Source organism: Deinococcus puniceus, assembly GCF_001644565.1.
GTDB classification, from domain to species: Bacteria; Deinococcota; Deinococci; order Deinococcales; family Deinococcaceae; genus Deinococcus; species Deinococcus puniceus.
Map to the genome: position 1 here is coordinate 2,555,999 of NZ_CP011387.1, position 18,161 is coordinate 2,574,159.

The window sequence follows — 18,161 nt, forward strand, 5'->3', positions numbered from 1 at the left end:
GCCAGAACAGACCCTCTCATCCGATAGGGGGACGATTCGGCGGGCTGGCGGAAGGTAGGCTGGCCCGTTTTGCCGCCTTGCCTCAACCCTTGCCGCTTTCCCCTTTAGGATGTGCCCTGTGACTGATCCGAATCCCGCCGCCCGTTCTTCCCTGCCCGAATCACCGGGCGGCCCTTCCGTTTCCCAGCCGCCCATTCCCCCTCAGGCGGCCCTCTCGCTGGAAACGCTGCCCGTGCCCACCCGCCACCGCCTTACCCCTGTGCTGTTGGGCCTGATTCTGCTCTCGCTGATTCCGGCCTTTCTCTTGGCGTATCAGCGCGTGACCTTCGAGCAATCCGAGAAAACCACGTCGTATGTGATGGATTACCCGAATCTGGTGTCTCAGGCGCAGCGGTACGGTCAGGAACCACAGGCGCTGTTAGACCGCTATAAGGCACTGGGCCTTAACGGTGTGGCCGTGTACGAAGACACGATTGGCAGCCTGCAGCAGCGCGGTGAGGTGTACTTTCAGGACGGCGCAGATTTGGCGGTGCAGTTTCCCGGTCAGGGCGCACAGCCCCAAAAGTCCTACCTGCGCTCCCTTAAGCCCGGTGTGGCCGAAAGCCTGCCTGCCCGCTACACCATCCCTACCCGGCTGGTGCAGATCGGGGGGAACCAGTGGGTAGAGTGGGCCACCGATCCGCGCTTCTTGCCCGCTGGCCCCAACACGGCGCTCATCAATGACCTGAAGGCGCAGGGCATGACGCTGGTGTACCGCCCTTACGCAGACGACGCCGTTTTGCGGCCCGGCGCGGACTGGCCTGACGTGCCGTTCATCTCCTTTCCCAGCACCGAAGTGATCGGCGCACGCAACCCCGACCTACTGGACAAAATCAACGAGCGCATGGAAGGCCGCATTCCCACCCTGATCGAGGCGACGCCCCAGCGCGGCATAGAAGAACTCGTGGAACGGCACGGCGCGGCCCGCATGTTCTCGATCAGTGCGGCGTGGCAAAACCTGCTTGACCCGGAAGAAACCGCCTCCAAGTTCGCCCTCGCCGCCCGCGAACGGGGCCACCGCCTGCTGTACCTGCGAACCTTTCCCACCATCGGTGAAACCGAGATTTTCTTGGCCCGCACCACCAAACTGCTGGGCGACGCGGGCGTAAAGCTGGCGAACCCCACCATCACGCGCTACGAACCCAGCCCGCTGCTGCAACTCCTGAGCGCGGTGGGGCCACTCGCCGCCCTGCTGCTGCTGGGCCTCAGCTATCCGCTGGTGCGGCTGGGGCTGCTGGCCTCGGCCCTCACGGCACTCTTGGCGTTCGGCCTCAACAGCCTCGGCCCAGACGGAATCAAACCTCTGGAAGGTCTCGCTCTGATCGCTGCCGTCACGTTCCCTTCGTTGGGGCTGGTGCTGCGGCGTCGGCGCGTGTCCGACTGGTTCCTCGCCACGGGCCTGAGTCTGGCGGGGGTGCTGTTCGTCTCGGCGCTGGGGGCCAACGGCAACTCCATGATCGGCCTAGAGCCGTTCCGGGGCGTGGGCCTCACGCTGCTGCTGCCCCTCGTGCTGGTGGGCGCAAGCTTCCTGCCGCGCCAAGACATCCGCAAAACCGCGCAGGATATCTACAACGCTCCCATCAAACTGGGCGACATCGTGGTGATGGGCCTCGGCATTGCCGTGTTCGCGCTGGTCTTCTTGCGCCGGGGCAACACCAGTTCGGTGGGGGTCAGCGACGCCGAAAAAGAAGTGCGCCAGAACCTTCAGGACTCTATCGTTCGCCCGCGTTTCAAGGAACTGGCTGGGCATCCGTTGGCACTGGTGGGCCTCAGCGGGGTCTTGCCGGGCTACTTCAGCACCCTGATTCTGCTGGGCGGCGTCATCGGTCAGGCCAGCATCCTCAACACCTTTTCGCACTTCCACACGCCCCTCCTCATCAGCGCCGCCCGCTGCTTCATCGGCCTCGGCGTGGGCTTGGTGGCCGGATACGTGGCGATCTGGGCCGTGAAACAGGGCATCCGAATATGGAATACCTACGGCACGCGCCGTGCGGTTCAGGCATGAAGGTCACCGTCAGCGGCTATTACGGCTTCGGCAACACGGGCGACGAGGCTATTGCACTTGCCATTACCCGTGAACTGAAGCAGCGGGGGCACAGGCCGCTGCTGCTGTCCCAGACACCCGAACAGACCGCCGAAACCTACGGCTGCGAGAGTGCGCCGCGCATGAAACCCGCTGGACTGCTCTCGGCCATCGCCCGCTCGGAGGTGCTGCTGTCGGGCGGCGGCGGCCTGCTACAAGACAAAACCAGCGCCCGCACGCTCACCTATTACCTCGGCGTCATTCGTGCGGCGCGGCTGCTGGGCAAGCGCGTGGTGATCTTCAACCAGAGCATCGGGCCACTCAGTCCGGAAGGGGGGCGCAAAGTGGCCTCTGCCCTACGCGGCCTGCGCGTGATCGTGCGTGACCGGGGCAGTTTGGATACGTTACAGGCGTTGGGGATTTCGGGCGAATTGGGCGGCGATCCAGCGTTGCTGCTGCACCCCAGCCCCAGCCTTGTGCGCCAGCCCGATCAGGTCATCATTGCCCCACGCGGCGACGTGACCGAGGCCACCGAGCGCCTAAAAACGGTGACGGCAAGCTTGCAGGCACAGGGCCGCCGTGTGCTGGCCCTCAGCTTCATGCCTGCCCACGATGACGCCGCCGCCCACAGTTTGGGGGCCGATGAGGTGCTGAGTACGGTAGACCCACAAGTGGCCTTAGACGCCATCGCTTCGTGCGGCTTCGTGATCGGAGTGCGGCTGCACGCCATTATTCTGGCTGCCGCTGCGGGCGTACCGTTTGCGGGCGTGGCCTACGATCCCAAGGTGCAGGGCTTTTGCGCCGATGCTGGCGCACCCTTTCATCCCATCGCCCTAGACCCGCAGGACGTGTGCCAGCAGGCTTATACCCGCACCGCGCCCGATTGGAACGCGGTGGCCGAGATGAAAGAGCGGGCAGAGAACAGCTTTACGCGGGCGCTGAGCAGCTAGAAGAAGGCGGAGAGATCGTGGAGTGTGGAACGTGGGGAAGGCCAACCCACGATCTGCACTCCACGTTCAGTGTTCCAATCTGTTGCGTTACCCCCTGTGCGTCACCACATTGCAGGTGCAGCGGGCCAGCGTCGTCGTGCGGCCATGTTCGTCTTTCAATTCCACCGTCCAGACCATCACCGTGCGGCCTCGGTAGACCAGCAGCGCCTCTGCCGTGACCCAGCCCTCCGAGATGCCGCGAACATGGGTGCCGTTCAGGTCGACGCCCACGCCAAACTGCGTTCTAGGGTCTACGTTCAGAAAACTGCCGAGGCTCGCCAGTTCTTCGGCCAGTGCCAAGCTTGCGCCGCCGTGCAGCCGTCCGGTGGGCTGACGGTTGCCCTCTACAGGCATGCGGGCGGTCAGGCGCTCACGGGTCACGCTCAGCAGCTGTATGCCGAGGCGTTGGCCGAGTGTGCCGCTTAGGCCCCCCATGCGCCCCGCCAATTCTTCAGGTGACAGGCGGGCAAAGTCTTCGGGCGTGGGGAGTTGGATGTCAGGGTGAAGGGTCATGGGGGCATGGTAGAGCCTTTCTAGCCGGGTGACCCGTGCCCTGATCTACTCCCCCTGACCCAAATTCAGCGCGGCGGCATAGAGCATCTTCACGCCTGTCTCCAAGCTGGCTTCGTCGATGGTAAAGCGGGGGTGGTGGTGCGGCCAGTGGCTGTCGGCGCTGTCGCTGGCACTACCCACGTTAAAATAAGCTCCGGGCGCTTTTTGCAGGTAGGCGCTGAAATCTTCGCCGCCCATCGTGGGTTTGGCGTCCTGATAGAGGTCAGGGCCAACCGTCTCCAGCGCAATCTCTCGCAGGCGGGTAGCCACCCAATCGGTGTTGATGACGGGGCGGTAGCCGAACTCGTAGTCCAGGTCATAGGTTGCGCCGTGTGCGTCACAGACGCCTTTAATCACGCGCTCGATCAGTTGGGGGGCGCGTGCCCGCAAGTCGGCGTCGAAGGTTCGCACCGTGCCTTGCAGCAGCGCCGTATCAGGGATGACGTTGTGGGTGCTGCCACTCTGGAACAGCGTAATAGACACCACCAGGGCGTCAAGTGCTGCCACGTTCCGGCTGACCACGTGCTGCAAATTGGTGACGACCTGTGCGCCGACCGCAATCGGGTCTACGGTCTGTTCGGGGTGTGCGCCGTGCCCGCCCTTGCCGCGAATGGTCAGCGTGAGGGTGTCGGGCGCGGCCATAAACGCCCCCGGCTTCACCGCCACCACGCCCGCAGGCAGCGAGGAATTCAGGTGCAGGCCCGTCACCACGTCTACGCCGTCCATCAGCGGCGTCTCCATCACCAATTCTTCGGCCCCGCCCGGCCCGATTTCCTCGGCGTGCTGAAAAATCATGCGGATTTCTCCGGCTACTTCTTCGGGGCGCTCGCTCAGCAGTTTGGCGACGCCCAGCAGAATGGCGGTGTGTCCGTCATGGCCGCAGGCGTGCATCACACCGGGGGTCTGCGAGGCAAATTCAAACGTATTTTCCTCGTGAATAGGCAGCGCGTCTATGTCGGCACGGAGCAGCACGGTGCGGCCTGCTTTGTGGCCCTTCAACACGGCCAGCACGCTGGTTTCTGTGGGGCGAGACACGCTCAGCCCCGGCATTTGCCCCAGCTCGGTCTCTATATACGCCGCCGTCTGATGCTCGGCAAAGCCCACTTCTGGGTTCTGGTGCAGATGCCGCCGCCACGCCACGAGTTGCTCGGTCAGGGTACTGGCCCGGTCAATGGATTGTGTCATGGGCTTAGGGTAATGCATGCGCCCAGCGTTGGCGACAACTCTAAATATTTGTCTGTTGACACATTGGTCACATATAATAGCTGTATGGAAATTAGGCAGCTTAGAGCACACGAAGTACAAAACTACTTGGCGGCTTATTACTCATACCATAATGTCCAGAACCCAGAGGATTTCGCAGCGACGAAGTTAGAAGACTACACGCCTGAGGATCTTCAGCAAGTCGCAGACCTATTTACTGTTGCTCTCTGTCAGGGCCAATTCATTGCGGGTATCTGCTTGTATCAAGGCAAATTTCTGCAAGATGGATGGCCTGATACTCACTTAGAGGGATTCGCGAAGATCATAGATACATTAATTAATACTACAGGTGAGTTAGCAACATATCTGAACGGATTCAAACCCTCAGAAAGCCAAAAAATTCAAGAGCTGCTGGAGTCGAAAGGTCTGAAAAGCCAAACTATCTACGACATGAAGCGCGATCTGTTTGGCAGTTTGTATACAGAAGATGCGACATTTCAAGTTTGGTCTGAGGAGCTGGATCAAACATTCCAAGACATTTACAGGCAATGTTCGGGCGAGTTTGCTTTTAGTTACGACATAGCCAAAAACCATATGGGCGGTGGATTCTCGCCCCAATTCTGGCTGTTGGATAACGAAGGCGGCATGATCGGTGCGAACCATCCCGCCCATCATGCCGACAATGAAATTATTTTTACAGTAGCGGCCCTGTGTGGCCCTGAAAACAGCAAGCGCAAGCTCCTGCACACGCTGATGGCAAAAATATATGCTGTCTACCCAGCCGCAGAAGTTCATACTCATGCCGAAGAAAAAGATAAAGGCCTGCTGGAATCGGTGGGGTTTGCGGTAAGAGATACTCAAAAGCTTTTATGTTTGGTCAAGCAATAGCTTTATTGCCACTTCTACGAATGCAACATCTTTTGAGACAGCTTGTGCCATGCAAGCTGTTTTTTGAAAAAGAAAATATTATAAATGACAGCGTAGAATAGAGTGATATAGAGGTATATATCGTTTGAGTCGCTCTTCCTCATCAGAAATGAAGTTGCAAATACTGCCACGAGTATAATAAGCAGAGCCAACCCGAGTTGTAGAGTAAGTGTCTTAAAATATTTTATTTCTTGATCTCTGTTCGTTGCAACCGCCTCCCACAAGAAAACCTGCTGGCAATCCTCTCGGATGACCAGCAGGCTACTAAAATTTTATTCTTATCTCAACCCTTACTTGCCGTCCTGCCCGATTCGTTCGCTGCTCAGGCGGCCTTTGCCACTGGCGTCGTCAATCTGGGTAGCTCCGTTTTTCCGCATGATGCTCAAGGCTTCGTCGGCGCGCTTGCTGTCGGGGTCACGGGCAATAACGAGCGTGTGGCCGTTCTTCATGGCGTCATAAAAACGTTCGGCCTGCACGGGGGGCACACCCATTCGGCGCAGCAATTTCACGTAGTCGCCGTGATCGGAACCGGCCAGCGCACCGAACAGCCCGCCGAGGCCCGCGCCGCCCAGGGCTCCGAAGAGCATGCCGTAGATGCCGCCCAACTGGTAAATGCGCGTTTCGGGAATGATGAGCAGCAGCAGCCAGATGGGGAGCGTGAGGGCCACGCCTGCCAACGTGCCGCCGATGGTGCCGCGAATGACCGAGGCGCTGCCGCCGGGTGCGCCTGCTTCGGGGCCGACGCCGGTGGCCTGCGCGATGTCATCTTCCATGACCACATCGGTCAGGGCAAAGCCGAGGTGATCCCGGTCAAAGCCACGCGCCTTCAGGGCTTCAAGGGCGCTTTTGGCCTGTGTAGGCTCTCTAAAGACGGCAATGACACTTTCCATATGCTGTCTTTTTAGCATGAGAGCCGCCCCCGATGTGAGGGACAAACTTCCGGGAGCGTTGAGCAGACCTTCTGCAAGGCGGGTGTACCGGGGGCCGGGGTACTTTCGGCCCTAGCACACCGCGCTGCACTTCCTATACTGACAAGATGACTGGCGTGGTAGACGTAGCGGTGCCGAACGTGGCCTTCGAGGGGCGGCTGCGTGAGGTATTGCGCTCCCGCGTAGAATTTATAGAGCTGATCGGGGATGATCTGGTGGCGGCGGGCGGCAAACGTACCCGGCCCCTGATTTCGTTTTTGGCCGCGCAGGTGCTGGGCGCACAGCCGGGGCGGGCGGACTGGAGCGATGTGGTCGACGTGGGCGTGTGCGTGGAACTGCTGCACTCGGCCAGCCTGCTGCACGATGACCTGATCGACGACGCCGACACCCGGCGCGGCAAGCCCTCCGCATTCCGGCGCTTCGGCAACGTGGTCAGCGTGATGAGCGGCGATTTTATGCTGGCGCGGTTGCTGATGCTGCTCTCCAATCTGCCGGGAGGCGCGGCCCTCACGCGGGCATTCGGCCAAACCGCCAGCGTGATCTGTGAGGGCGAGGTTCTGCAATTTCAGGTGGCCGCCTACGCCGAGTACTCGCTGGAACACTATCTGGACGTGATTCACGGCAAAACGGCGGCACTCGTGGAGCTGGCCGCCAGTGCGCCCGCCCTGCTGCTTTCGGCTCCCGACGCCCAGCGGGAAGCCCTCGCCACGTTTGGCCGCCAATACGGCATGGCTTTTCAGATGCAAGACGACTTACTAGACCTCGCGGGCGAGGAAAGCAGCATCGGCAAGCCGGTGGGCGGCGACCTGCGCGAAGGCAAAGCCACCCTGCCCGTGCTGTACCTGCTGGACGGCCCCTACGAGGGCGAGGTGCGCGAGATTCTGGAACGCCGCGCCGCGAACGAGGGCGACGTGGCCCGCGTGCAGCAGTTGGCCGCCGCAGAAGGCACGTTGGAACGCACCCGCGACGAAATACGCCGCCGTGCCGGGCTGGCCGTGCGCGCGCTGGACACCTTGCCCCCCAGCGAGGCCCGCAGCGCGTTGGCCGCGTTGGCGCAAAAAGAGATCGAGCGGAGTCACTAGGAACAGCTACCCTTCCGCCTTCAGTCATCCAATCATGCTGTCCCAATTGACCGGACAGCCTTTTTAGGCCAGACTGACCCGCCGCCCTTGCCGTTTGGAAGGCGGCGGCGAGGGCTGGCTTCGCACTCACACGCTCTGGAAACGCTTCAACGTTTTTGCGTGTGTGTGGAGCTTTTTGGGTTCTGCCAGACCGGGCGCGGCAGTGGGGGCAAACGTTGGGGGCAGGCCCCGGCCTTCACGCTTGCCCATTTGTCTATGCGTGTATGCTCTGGTTGCCTCAAGAACTAAGCCGTTAACTTATCCCCAAGGAGAACTCTGGAATGAGGGCATCAGGACTCAATTGGCAAGGCCTCATGGAGCAACTCCAAGACGCTTTGCCCTACTGCGCGGTCAGCGATCAGTCGTTGGCCTATTTCAAGTACCCCAAACGCACCCTGAGCGTGAATTTGCCCGTTCGGATGGATGACGGCCAGATTCGCGTGTTCCGGGGCTACCGCACGGTTCACAGCACGGCACGTGGCCCCAGCATGGGCGGTGTCCGGTTTAAGGCGGGCCTGAATGCCCACGAATGCGAGGTCTTGGCCGCCATCATGACCCTGAAAGCGGCGGTGGCCGACCTCCCTCTGGGCGGGGCAAAAGGAGGCGTGAACGTTGACCCCGCTACGCTGTCGCCCGGAGAACTGGAAGGCCTGACGCGCCGCTATACCAGCGAACTCGTGGAATTGATCGGCAAAAACGAAGACATTCTCGCCCCCGACGTGGGCAGCGATCAGCAGACGATGGCGTGGATTCTGGACACCTACGGCGAAAACACGGGCGAAACCGTGAGCGGCGTGGTCGTGGGCAAACCCATTCCGCTGGGCGGCAGTTACGCCAGCAAGGATGCACGGGGCCGCAGCGCCGCACTGGTGGCGGGCCGCGTGCTGAAGGAGCAGGGCGAGAGCCTGAACCGCGCCCGCGCCGCCGTGTACGGATTTGGCGATGTGGGCCGCAAGGCCGCCCGGACGCTGGCCGCAGAGGGCGCACTCGTCATTGCCGTGAGTGATCAGGACGGCGGCACCTTTGCCAGCGGTGGCCTAGACCTAGAAGCCCTCGCCGCCTACCGCGAGCAGCACGGCAGTGTGCAGGGTTTTGCCACCGACATCACCGCCGACGAAGTGATCGAACTGGATGTGGACGTGCTGATGCTGGCCTACGACTACGGGGCCGTGAACGCCGGAAACGCCCACGCCGTCCGCGCCCGCTACGTGGTGGAAGCCACCAACCGCGCCGTGCTGCCCGAAGCCGAACGCTTCCTGAAATTGCAGGGCGTGACCGTGCTGCCCGATCTGGTGGCCTCCATCGGCGGCCTGATCGTGAATTATCTGGAATGGGTGCAGGACGCCAGCAATTTCTTCTGGACAGAGACCGAGATTGAAGAAGCCATTGACCTGCGCGTAGACCGGGCAGTAGACGCCGTGCTGGAATTCATGCGAACCCGCCAAACCGATATGCGGACGGCGGCGTATGCGATGGCCCTGAACAGACTGCACGAAGCCAGCGTGATGCGCGGGGTTTATCCGTGACGCCGGGTTGCTTTGGGCTTGATTGCTCAGGACTGAGTTGCTCTGGGCTGAGGTGCTCAGGGTTTGGTCTAAGGGTCAAAGGTTTAAGAGTCTAAGGGACACCCCAGACGCCCTGTGTTTCAGCTCCCTCTCCCCTTGCGGGGGCCTCGCAGAGCTACGCAGTAGAGGGGTGAATGAGCGCCAGCGATTGCCTTTCCCCACGCCCGACAACCCACAACATACATCTGCCCTCCAAAGGAGGTTCCCACCACATGACCACCACCGAACCCAATCTCAATACCGCCGCGCAGGATACGTCCAAGCTCGGCCACCACGCCATTCCCAGCTACCTCGACCCCAACGACCTTGGGCCATACGCCATCTATCTGGAGCAGGTGGAGCGGGTGACGCCTTACCTCGGCAAGCTGGCCTACTGGGTGGAAACCCTCAAGCGGCCCAAACGCATTCTGGTCGTGGATGTGCCGATTCACCTTGACGACGGCACGGTGGCGCACTTCGAGGGCTACCGCGTGCAGCACAACACGTCGCGCGGCCCGGCCAAAGGCGGCGTGCGCTACCACCAAGACGTGACGCTGAGCGAAGTGATGGCCCTCAGCGCGTGGATGACCGTGAAGAACGCCGCCGTGAACCTGCCCTACGGCGGCGGCAAAGGCGGCATCCGCATCGATCCGCGCAAATACAGCACCGGAGAACTGGAACGCCTGACGCGGCGCTACACCACCGAAATTGGCCTCGTGATCGGGCCAGAAAAAGACATTCCCGCCCCCGACGTGAACACCAACCCGCAGACGATGGCATGGATGATGGACACCTACTCAATGAACGTGGGCCGCACCGCGACAGGCGTGGTCACGGGCAAACCTGTGGCACTGGGTGGCTCTCTGGGCCGCGCCGACGCCACCGGACGCGGGGTATTTGTGACAGGTGCCGAAGCGCTGAAAAAGCTGGGCATCCGCTTGGAAGGCGCACGAATCGCCATTCAGGGCTTCGGCAACGTGGGCGAGGCTGCTGCCCGCATCTTCCACGATCACGGTGCAAAAATCGTGGCGATTCAGGACGTGACCGGAACCATCCACAGCGACGGCGGAATCGACCCGCGCACGGCCTTTGCCCACTTGAAACAATCGGGCAAGATCACTGGGCTGGCCGACACTGACGAACTGACCCGCGACGCCTTCTGGGACGTGGACTGCGACGTCCTGATTCCCGCCGCGCTGGAAAAACAGATTACGGAGGCCAACGCCGGACGCATTCGGGCCAAGCTGATCGTAGAGGGTGCGAACGGCCCCACCACGCCCGCTGCCGACGACCTGTTGGCCGAGCGCGGCATCACCATCGTCCCCGACGTCCTCGCCAACGCAGGCGGCGTCACCGTGTCCTACTTCGAGTGGGTGCAAGACTTTTCTTCGTTCTTCTGGACGGAAGATGAGATCAACAAGCGCCTTGACCGCATCATGGGAGAAGCCTTCATGAGCCTCTGGGACGTGAAGGAAAAGCACGGCGTAACCTTGCGGACGGCGGCCTACATCGTGGCCTGCACGCGCGTGCTGGAAGCGCGGGCGTTGCGCGGGTTGTATCCGTAAACGTTGATGGGGAGGGCGGTCTAAGGCTCTAAAGGTCTAGGGTGTTGGAGCGGTGAGATTTGCGGTGGGCAGTACATTTGAAATTGACGTCTAGCACAACATTCGCCGTTCTTAGACTCTTCGACCCTAGACCCTTAGACCTTGCCCACATCTCCAACCGAATACCCAAAACAACCGCCCAAGCCTCGGCGGTTGTTTTTTGTGGCCCCCAGCGCCTAGCCTGCACCATGCCCTCCCCTGCTCCCACGTTGCCGCCCGTGCTGGCCGAACTCGTGGCCTATTTCGAGCCGTTTTCGACTGTACGGCGCGACTTTAGAGGCACAGTGACCCTGCACACGCCGGGAATCAATGTGCTGGCGCTGAATGCCTCGTATTTGCCGGAAGATGCGGGCGATGTGCTGCCGCTGGTTCGGGCATGGCACTTGGGGCAAGACGCGCCGCCGTTGGTGGCCTCCGTGAGTGCGGTGGTGGGCGAGGATGTGGGCGGCCTGCGCGTGGGCACATTCTCACTTGTGCCTGACCCCGGCGTGATCGTGGTGGAGCAGGTTTCGCGGCTGCATCTGGCGACTTGGGCGGGCGTGCTGGCGGAGGCTTACGGTGCGGCAGAGTGGGCCGAAACGTTGGCCCGTCACTTTGCGGGGCCGCTGGAAGGTGATCCCAAGAGTGTGCTGTTGATGGCTTACGCGGGTGGCGAGGCCATCGGGTCTTTGCTGTGGCGCGACGTGAACGATGTGGGCGCGGCGCACCTATGGGGAACGCTGGATGCCGCCGCCGACGCGCCCCTCTTGAATGCCGCTGCCGAACTGTCAGGCGGCACTCTCCGGGTGAGTCTGCCCGACACTTCGCCCCTTCATCTTTCACATACGAAAATCGTCGGTTTTACCCTGTTGCCGTGAACTATCGTGCTCTCTCCATGAGAAGCATGTCGTTTCCTTAAGATCAGATTTTCTACATACAGCACGTGCTGGGGGTGCTGTACAGCCTTTACGGAACTGTGAGAAATGAGCGCACGAGCCTCACGCCAGCAAGAGGAGTAGGACACTCTAATGAAGGCACATGCTTAAGCCTCTGCCTTTCGGCCAACCCCGGCGCTCGCCCGCTGCTCCAGCGGCTTTTCTCCTTCTTGCACTCACGCTGGCGGCCTGCGGAAGTACGCCCAATTCTGGCCCAAATCCGGCGGAAGCTCCGGCCCTCGCCGACAGCCTGAAAGCGCAGGCCAGCGCCGGAAGCCTGACGGTGGGCCAGACCCGCCAACTGAACGTGACCGTCAGTGGCCGCGCCCCGCAACCCGGCGAATTGACGTGGACAACGGGCAATGCGGCTGTCGCCACCGTGTCTCAAACGGGCCTCGTGACCGCCAAAGGAGCCGGAAGCACCAGCATTCGCACGGCACTGACCGCCAATCCCGGCGCGTTTATAGAGTTCACGCTGACGGTGACGGCGGCTGGAACCACGCCCGCTCCGGCCCCTGCCCCCGCACCCGGAACCTTTGCAGGGCGCGTGCTGACCCTTACCAACGCCGCCCGCGCTCAGGCCCGCACCTGCGGCACCACCAGCTTTCCCGCCGCCGCGCCGCTGACCGCCAACGCGCAACTCGGTCAGGCCGCGCAGGGCCACGCCGCCGATATGGCCGCCAAGAATTACTTCAGCCATACCAGTCAGGATGGCCGCACGATGGCCCAGCGCGTTTCGGCCACCGGGTACGCTTGGCGCAGTATTGGCGAAAACATCGCCGCTGGACAGACCACGCCCGAAGCCGTAGTCGACGGCTGGCTGAAAAGCCCCGGCCACTGCCGCAACATCATGAGCGCCAGCTTTACCGAACTCGGCGTGGGCTACGCGGCGGGCGGAAGTTACAGCCATTACTGGGTGCAGGATTTCGGACGGCGATAAGTTGGGGTTGTAGGCGGCGTTGGCTTGTAAACCCCCCCGTTGCCTTCGCACCGCCCCCCCTTAAGGGGAGGACTAAAAGCTTTTGCGCTCCCCTTTAAGGGGGGTGGCTGCGAAGCAGACTGGGGGGGTTGTTTTCACGCCCCCTTACAGCGGCATATTTCCGTGCTTCTTGTACGGCCTCTCTTCCCGCTTTTCCCGCAGCATGGCGAAGGTCTGGATCAGGCGGGCGCGGGTGTCTTCCATCGGAATCACGTCGTCTATGTAGCCTTTGCTGGCGGCCACATAAGGATTGTCGAAGGCGTCTTTGTAGTCGCGGATCTTCTCGGCCCGCATCGCTTCGGGGTTTTCGGCGTTCTGGATGTCGCGGCGGTACACGATATTGGCTGCCCCCTCCGCGCCCATGACCGCCACAGCAGCGGTAGGCCACGCGTACACCACGTCCGCGCCCATATCCCGGCTGTTCATGGCGAGGTACGCGCCGCCGTAGCTTTTGCGCGTGATCAGCGTGATTTTGGGCACGGTGGCCTCGGCATAGGCATACAGCATTTTTGCGCCGTGCCGGATAATCCCGGCGTGTTCCTGCGCTACTCCCGGCAGGAATCCCGTCACGTCTACCAGCGTCAGAATGGGGATGTTGTAGCAGTCGCAGGTGCGAATAAAGCGGGCGGCCTTGTCTGAGGCGTCAATGTTCAGCGTTCCGGCCATCACACGCGGATTGTTGGCGACGATGCCTACGCTTTGGCCGTTCAGTCGGGCAAATCCGATCAGGATATTCTTGGCCCAATTGGGCTGAATTTCCAGAAACGTGCCGTCGTCCACGAGTTCATGAATCACGTCATGCATGTCGTAAGGCCTGCGCTGATCGGGCGTGACGATGTTCAGTAAGGCGTCGTTGCGGCGGTTGGCAGGATCGGATGTGGGCTGCACGGGCGGCTTCTCGCGGGCACTTTGCGGCAAGTAGCCCAACAGGTCACGGATGCCGCGCAGCACGGCTTCATCGCCGTCGTATTCCAGATGCGCCACGCCCGATTTGCGGGTATGCACGTCTGCGCCGCCCAACTGGTCAAAGGTCACGTCCTCGCGCGTCACGCTTTTGATGACTTCGGGGCCAGTAATGAACATATAACTGCTGCCGCCGCTCATCAGAATGAAGTCGGTGAGGGCCGGAGAATAGACCGCGCCGCCCGCGCAGGGGCCGAGAATGGCGCTGATTTGCGGCACCGCGCCGGAATAAATCGCGTTGCGGTAAAAAATCTCGCCGTACCCGCTGAGGCTGTCCACGCCTTCCTGAATGCGTGCGCCCGCCGAATCGTTCAGGCCGATGACCGGGCACCCCGTTTTGGCCGCCAAGTCCATGACTTTGGTAATTTTGGCGGCGTTCATTTTGCCGAGGCTGCCGCCCAGCACCGTAAAATCCTGACTGAACACGAAGACCTGCCGCCCGTCTATCGTGCCGCTGCCCGTGACCACGCCTTCGCCGGGGGCTTCTACGCCCTGCATCAGCCGCCCGCCCCCATGCTCCACGAAGGTGCCGAGTTCCAGAAAGCTGCCTGCGTCCAGCAAGGTGTCTATGCGCTCGCGGGCCGTGAGTTTACCCCCTGCCCGCTGCTTTTTTTGGCGTTCTAGGCCGCCGCCGAGTTCCACTTTGGCGCGGCGCTGCTCCATCGTGGCAATGAGTTCCTGAAGTTCGAGGGCCAGTTGAGTCATGCCCCAATCTATCCAAACGCTCGTTAGGATGTGGGGAACCGTCCGTAGTCAGTGGTGAGTAGGACAATCGAAAGCAATTGAGGCATGGGAGTGGCAAGCCAGTGTCAAGGCTCATGGCCCAGAGTTCACAGCCGAATCCCCTATACTATCCACATGACTCTTATCCTAGACGGCACAGATGCACAGGCCGACGCTGGAGAACAACTGGCCCACTGTATCCGGCTGGAGCGGGAGGCGCGGGGCTGGTCTCAGGCCGATCTGGCGCAGCATTCCGGGGTTTCTAAGGCTAGCATCAGCAAAATAGAACGCGGTGAGATGAGTCCGACGGCGGGAACGCTGGTGCGCTTGGCGGGGGCCTATGGCCTGACGCTGGCGGGCTTGCTGCTGCGGGCCGAGGGACACACCGGGCGCTTGGTGCGGGCCGCCGATCAGCCGCGCTGGCGCGATCCCGGCTCCGGCTATGAACGCCAGCAGATCTTCATGCGTCCCGATCACCCGTTGGAGGTGGTGCGGGTCACGCTGCCGCCGCATCAGCACGTCAATTTGCCCGCTTCTTCGTATGCCCGGATTCGTCAGGTGGTGCTGCTGGAGGCCGGAGCGTTGACGGTTCAGGAAGGGCCAGAGCTTCACGAACTGGCCCCCGGAGACAGCCTCGCTTTTGGCCCGCCGCATGACGTGACCTTCCGCAATCCCGCCGCCCAGCCCTGCACCTACCTCGTGGTGCTGGCCCGGAGTTGAGATGACCAACCCCACACTGCCCTTCCAGATTCGCGCCCTGAACACTGACTCCCACACTGCCGACCAACTGTGTACGCTGCTGATTGAAACTGTCGCCAACGGAGAATCGGTCAGCTTTATGCATCCGCTGGCCCCCGACGCTGCCGCCGCATTCTGGGCGAGTTCGCTGGCCGCCGCCAGCCGGGGCGAACGCATCGTGTTGGGGGCTTGGCAAGACGGCACGCTGATCGGCACCGTGACGCTGCTGCTGGACTTTCCACCCAATCAGCCCCACCGCGCCGAAATTGCCAAGATGATGACCCGGCTGGGCCACCGGGGACAGGGCGTAGCGACTGCGTTATTGCAGGAGGCCGAGCGAATGGCGGCACAGGAGGGCCGGACGCTATTGGTGCTGGACACCGCCACAGACGGCGGCGCGGCGGGCCTGTACGAAAAAATGGGCTACACGCTGGCCGGAGAAATCCCCGACTTTGCCCTGAAACCGTTCGGCGGGCTGACGGGGACGTTGCTGTACTGGAAGCGGCTGGGCAAAGGCGTCTGAGGGCCAAGGGTCTAAGAACGGCGACGGCTGTACAGAACGTTTATTCTGGGTGGTCTGCCCACCAAGAACCCCACCGCTCCAACACCTTAGACCCTTAGACGCTCTACCGCCCCACCTCCACCACAATCCCTTCTTCCTCACTCATCCGCACAATATTCGCCAGCGTATGAATCGGAATGTTCAGGTCTGCAAGTTTCAGGCGGCCTTCCTCGAACCCCTTTTCGATGACGCAGCCGAGGCCCAAGAGTTCTGCGCCACTCGCTTCGATAATGGTATTCAGTGACCGCAGCGTGCCGCCCGACGCCAGAAAATCGTCAATGACGATTACGCGGTCATCTGGCCCCAAAAACTCGCTGGACACGAACAGGTCTACGACGCCGCCTTTGGTGCGGCTGATGGACTGGGCCGTGTACGCGGGTTCTTTCATGGTAATCGGCTTTTTCTTGCGGGCGTATACCATCGGAATGCCCATCACCAGCGACGTTGCCAGCGCGGGGGCGATGCCGCTGACTTCGATGGTCAGGATTTTATTGGGCTTCAGTGGCGCAAAATATTCGGCAAAATGTTCGCCCATGTCACGGGTCAGGGCGGGCAAGAGTTGGTGATTGACCAGCCCGTCTACCTTGAGGAATCCGCCGGGCAAAATGACCCCTTGCGCCCGAATCGCGTCTACAAGAGCTTGCATAGAGGCAATCCTACAGGCAGAGGGGCAGCCAGACGGGACAGAAGATAGACCGTGCCGCGTGCCTTCTGCCTTGATCCCCTACAGCTCATTCACTTCCGGCTGAAACCCCACTTCCCGCACGTAGCGCAGATATTCCGCCTCGCTGAGCGCCTCCCTTTTGCCACTGAGGGCCACAAAAAACGCCTCTAGCACGTTGGTGGCAAAGTTGCGGCTGCCCATGCGCGGCGTCGTGGTGATCAGGCGGGACACGCCGCGCTCTTTCATCCACACGCGGTCTGCTTCAGTAATGGTTTGGGTCAGAATGGTTTTGCCACTCAGGTCATGCGGGGCGTAGCGTTTGGCGTAGTGGGTGTCTCCGGCGATCACGTCGGCCCACGCGTAATAGCGGGTTCCCTTGCCTGCCACACTGCTTTCCTGCTTGGCCCCGGTGGGATAAAACCAGTCTTGCGGCAGTTTGGTAATGGCGGGCAACACCAACCGCGCCACCCGCCGCAAAGAGGCGATGGAACGCAGCGGGCGGTCTATGTTCAGGCCGAACACGATGTCACCGTACACGATGTCCGCGCCTGCCGTTGCCAACGCTTCAGCCATTCCGAAGCGGTCTACAGCACTCACCATCAGCACTTTTTTGGTGCGCCAGCTCATCACCGAATCAAGCTGGGCTATGGCGTCGCGTTCCAACGTGTTTTTCAGGCCGCTGCCGTCCAGTACGGGCGTCATTTTGGCATTCGCCACCAGCTTTTTCACGTTGCCGAAGGTGTAGCGTTTGCCGTCTGCGATCACGTAAATGTCAGCCCCGCCCAGCCCGAAGGCGTCGATGCGGCCATCGAGCGCCCGGAACAGTTCGGCAGCCTTGCCCGTATCGCCGTCGGTGCCGATGCGCTCCAGGATGAAAGGCTGCCCCAGCACCGAGATTTCTTCGCGGGCGTTGCGCTTGCTGCTGCCGATAGACACGCTGACCACATGCTTGAATCCGGCGGGCGCGGGCTTCCAGTCGGCCAGCAGAGAGCTACTTTGAGTTGCGGTCATGCGGGGCATTGTAGAGCCGGAGAATGCGGCAAGAAACAAAAAACCGCCCACCCGTGAGGGCAAGCGGCTTGAGCGAGAGGCTGAGGCTTACTCTTGCTCGGTGCTGGCAACGTCGGCGCTGGGGGCGTCGGCCACAGGAGCGGCGGCGGCGGCAGCGGCGTCGGCTTTCTGCTGCTGGGCGCGGGCGGCGTCCTTCATTACGCGGCTGCGGTCGTTCTTGATGCGTGCAGCCTTGCCGCGCAGTTCGCGCAGGTAGTACAGCTTGGCGCGGCGAACCTTACCGCGTTCCAAGATCGTCACTTTGGCAATCAGGGGGGTGCTGTAGGGGAACACGCGCTCCACGCCTTCGCCGAAGCTGATCTTGCGAACTGTAAAGCTCTTGCGGCTACCCGAACCGTTGATGGCGATAACCACGCCTTCGAACGCTTGGTTGCGGGTGCGGGTGCCTTCCACCACTTTGGTTTCCACGCGGATGGTGTCGCCGGGGCGGAAATCAGGCAGGTTGTCTTTGATGTGGGGCTGCTCGACGGAACGCAAGATTGCGCCGCGGTTCACTTTTACGATAGCGGTCATGGGAACTCCTTCGGTCAGCGGACTGCCCCACAATCCCGCTGTACGGGCAGAGGCATTCATGAACCTACGCTGGCGGCCAATGCTGGCAGACCAAACTTTAGAA

17 protein-coding genes are annotated in these 18,161 nt (G+C 61.6%); 10 read left to right on the forward strand and 7 right to left on the reverse strand.

The features are described 5' to 3' along the window. The first annotated feature begins 109 nt into the window (after nt 1-109). A complete protein-coding gene (locus SU48_RS11770) occupies nt 110-2,044 on the forward strand; it encodes a DUF5693 family protein (RefSeq protein ID WP_407919259.1) in 1,935 nt (644 codons plus the stop codon). Continuing rightward, nucleotides 2,041-3,012, forward strand: a complete 972-nt coding sequence (gene csaB, locus SU48_RS11775; RefSeq protein ID WP_064015408.1) for a polysaccharide pyruvyl transferase CsaB — start codon at nt 2,041-2,043, stop codon at nt 3,010-3,012. Before SU48_RS11770 ends, csaB begins: the two co-directional genes overlap by 4 nt. A gap of 87 nt (nt 3,013-3,099) precedes the next feature. Here csaB and SU48_RS11780 read toward each other — a convergent pair whose 3' ends face one another. Then, nucleotides 3,100-3,564 carry a PaaI family thioesterase gene (locus SU48_RS11780; protein WP_064015409.1) on the reverse strand — a complete coding sequence of 155 codons (465 nt, stop codon included), beginning with the start codon at nt 3,562-3,564 and terminating at the stop codon, nt 3,100-3,102. 45 nt (nt 3,565-3,609) lie between these two features. Next, complete coding sequence (locus SU48_RS11785; protein WP_064015410.1) at nt 3,610-4,788, reverse strand: amidohydrolase; 1,179 nt, start codon at nt 4,786-4,788, stop codon at nt 3,610-3,612. 84 nt (nt 4,789-4,872) lie between these two features. Here SU48_RS11785 and SU48_RS11790 point away from each other — a divergent pair, with 84 nt between their 5' ends. Next, on the forward strand, nt 4,873-5,694 hold the full coding sequence (locus SU48_RS11790; protein ID WP_064015411.1) for a hypothetical protein: 822 nt from the start codon (nt 4,873-4,875) through the stop codon (nt 5,692-5,694). Between the two features lie 329 nt (nt 5,695-6,023). On the opposite strand, the gene SU48_RS11800 is transcribed toward SU48_RS11790, so the two are convergent. Beyond that, entirely contained in the window at nt 6,024-6,641 is a 618-nt protein-coding gene (locus tag SU48_RS11800) for a hypothetical protein (RefSeq protein WP_331710188.1), read from the reverse strand. Between the two features lie 128 nt (nt 6,642-6,769). Here SU48_RS11800 and SU48_RS11805 point away from each other — a divergent pair, with 128 nt between their 5' ends. From SU48_RS11805 to SU48_RS13955, 5 genes are all read left to right on the forward strand, one after another. Continuing rightward, nucleotides 6,770-7,744 (forward strand): polyprenyl synthetase family protein, encoded by a 975-nt coding sequence (locus tag SU48_RS11805; protein ID WP_064015414.1) that lies wholly within the window; start codon nt 6,770-6,772, stop codon nt 7,742-7,744. Nucleotides 7,745-8,064: 320 nt separating this feature from the next. Beyond that, complete coding sequence (locus tag SU48_RS11810; protein WP_064015415.1) at nt 8,065-9,309, forward strand: Glu/Leu/Phe/Val family dehydrogenase; 1,245 nt, start codon at nt 8,065-8,067, stop codon at nt 9,307-9,309. A gap of 251 nt (nt 9,310-9,560) precedes the next feature. Beyond that, nucleotides 9,561-10,892 (forward strand): Glu/Leu/Phe/Val family dehydrogenase, encoded by a 1,332-nt coding sequence (locus SU48_RS11815; protein ID WP_064015416.1) that lies wholly within the window; start codon nt 9,561-9,563, stop codon nt 10,890-10,892. 227 nt (nt 10,893-11,119) lie between these two features. After that, complete coding sequence (locus tag SU48_RS11820) at nt 11,120-11,788, forward strand: hypothetical protein (RefSeq protein ID WP_064015417.1); 669 nt, start codon at nt 11,120-11,122, stop codon at nt 11,786-11,788. Nucleotides 11,789-11,948: 160 nt separating this feature from the next. Continuing rightward, complete coding sequence (locus SU48_RS13955) at nt 11,949-12,785, forward strand: CAP domain-containing protein (protein WP_082869759.1); 837 nt, start codon at nt 11,949-11,951, stop codon at nt 12,783-12,785. Between the two features lie 144 nt (nt 12,786-12,929). Here the strand turns inward: SU48_RS13955 and SU48_RS11830 are convergent, their stop codons facing one another. Beyond that, nucleotides 12,930-14,492: an acyl-CoA carboxylase subunit beta gene (locus tag SU48_RS11830; RefSeq protein ID WP_064015418.1), complete on the reverse strand. Its 1,563-nt coding sequence runs from the start codon at nt 14,490-14,492 to the stop codon at nt 12,930-12,932. A 153-nt stretch (nt 14,493-14,645) separates the two neighbouring features. Here SU48_RS11830 and SU48_RS11835 point away from each other — a divergent pair, with 153 nt between their 5' ends. Together SU48_RS11835 and SU48_RS11840 are read left to right on the forward strand one after the other, a co-directional pair. Beyond that, on the forward strand, nt 14,646-15,230 hold the full coding sequence (locus tag SU48_RS11835) for a helix-turn-helix domain-containing protein (protein ID WP_064015419.1): 585 nt from the start codon (nt 14,646-14,648) through the stop codon (nt 15,228-15,230). A 1-nt stretch (nt 15,231) separates the two neighbouring features. Then, the gene (locus SU48_RS11840; RefSeq protein WP_157451156.1) at nt 15,232-15,771 is read left to right on the forward strand and encodes a GNAT family N-acetyltransferase; all 540 of its coding nucleotides are present in this window, start codon (nt 15,232-15,234) and stop codon (nt 15,769-15,771) included. Nucleotides 15,772-15,874: 103 nt separating this feature from the next. Here the strand turns inward: SU48_RS11840 and xpt are convergent, their stop codons facing one another. The 3 genes from xpt to rplS form a co-directional block, all read right to left on the reverse strand. Next, a complete protein-coding gene (gene xpt, locus SU48_RS11845) occupies nt 15,875-16,456 on the reverse strand; it encodes a xanthine phosphoribosyltransferase (protein ID WP_064015420.1) in 582 nt (193 codons plus the stop codon). A gap of 78 nt (nt 16,457-16,534) precedes the next feature. Continuing rightward, nucleotides 16,535-17,485: a quinate 5-dehydrogenase gene (locus tag SU48_RS11850; RefSeq protein WP_197474644.1), complete on the reverse strand. Its 951-nt coding sequence runs from the start codon at nt 17,483-17,485 to the stop codon at nt 16,535-16,537. 87 nt (nt 17,486-17,572) lie between these two features. After that, nucleotides 17,573-18,058 carry a 50S ribosomal protein L19 gene (rplS, locus tag SU48_RS11855; protein ID WP_064016032.1) on the reverse strand — a complete coding sequence of 162 codons (486 nt, stop codon included), beginning with the start codon at nt 18,056-18,058 and terminating at the stop codon, nt 17,573-17,575. Between the last annotated feature and the right edge of the window lie 103 nt (nt 18,059-18,161).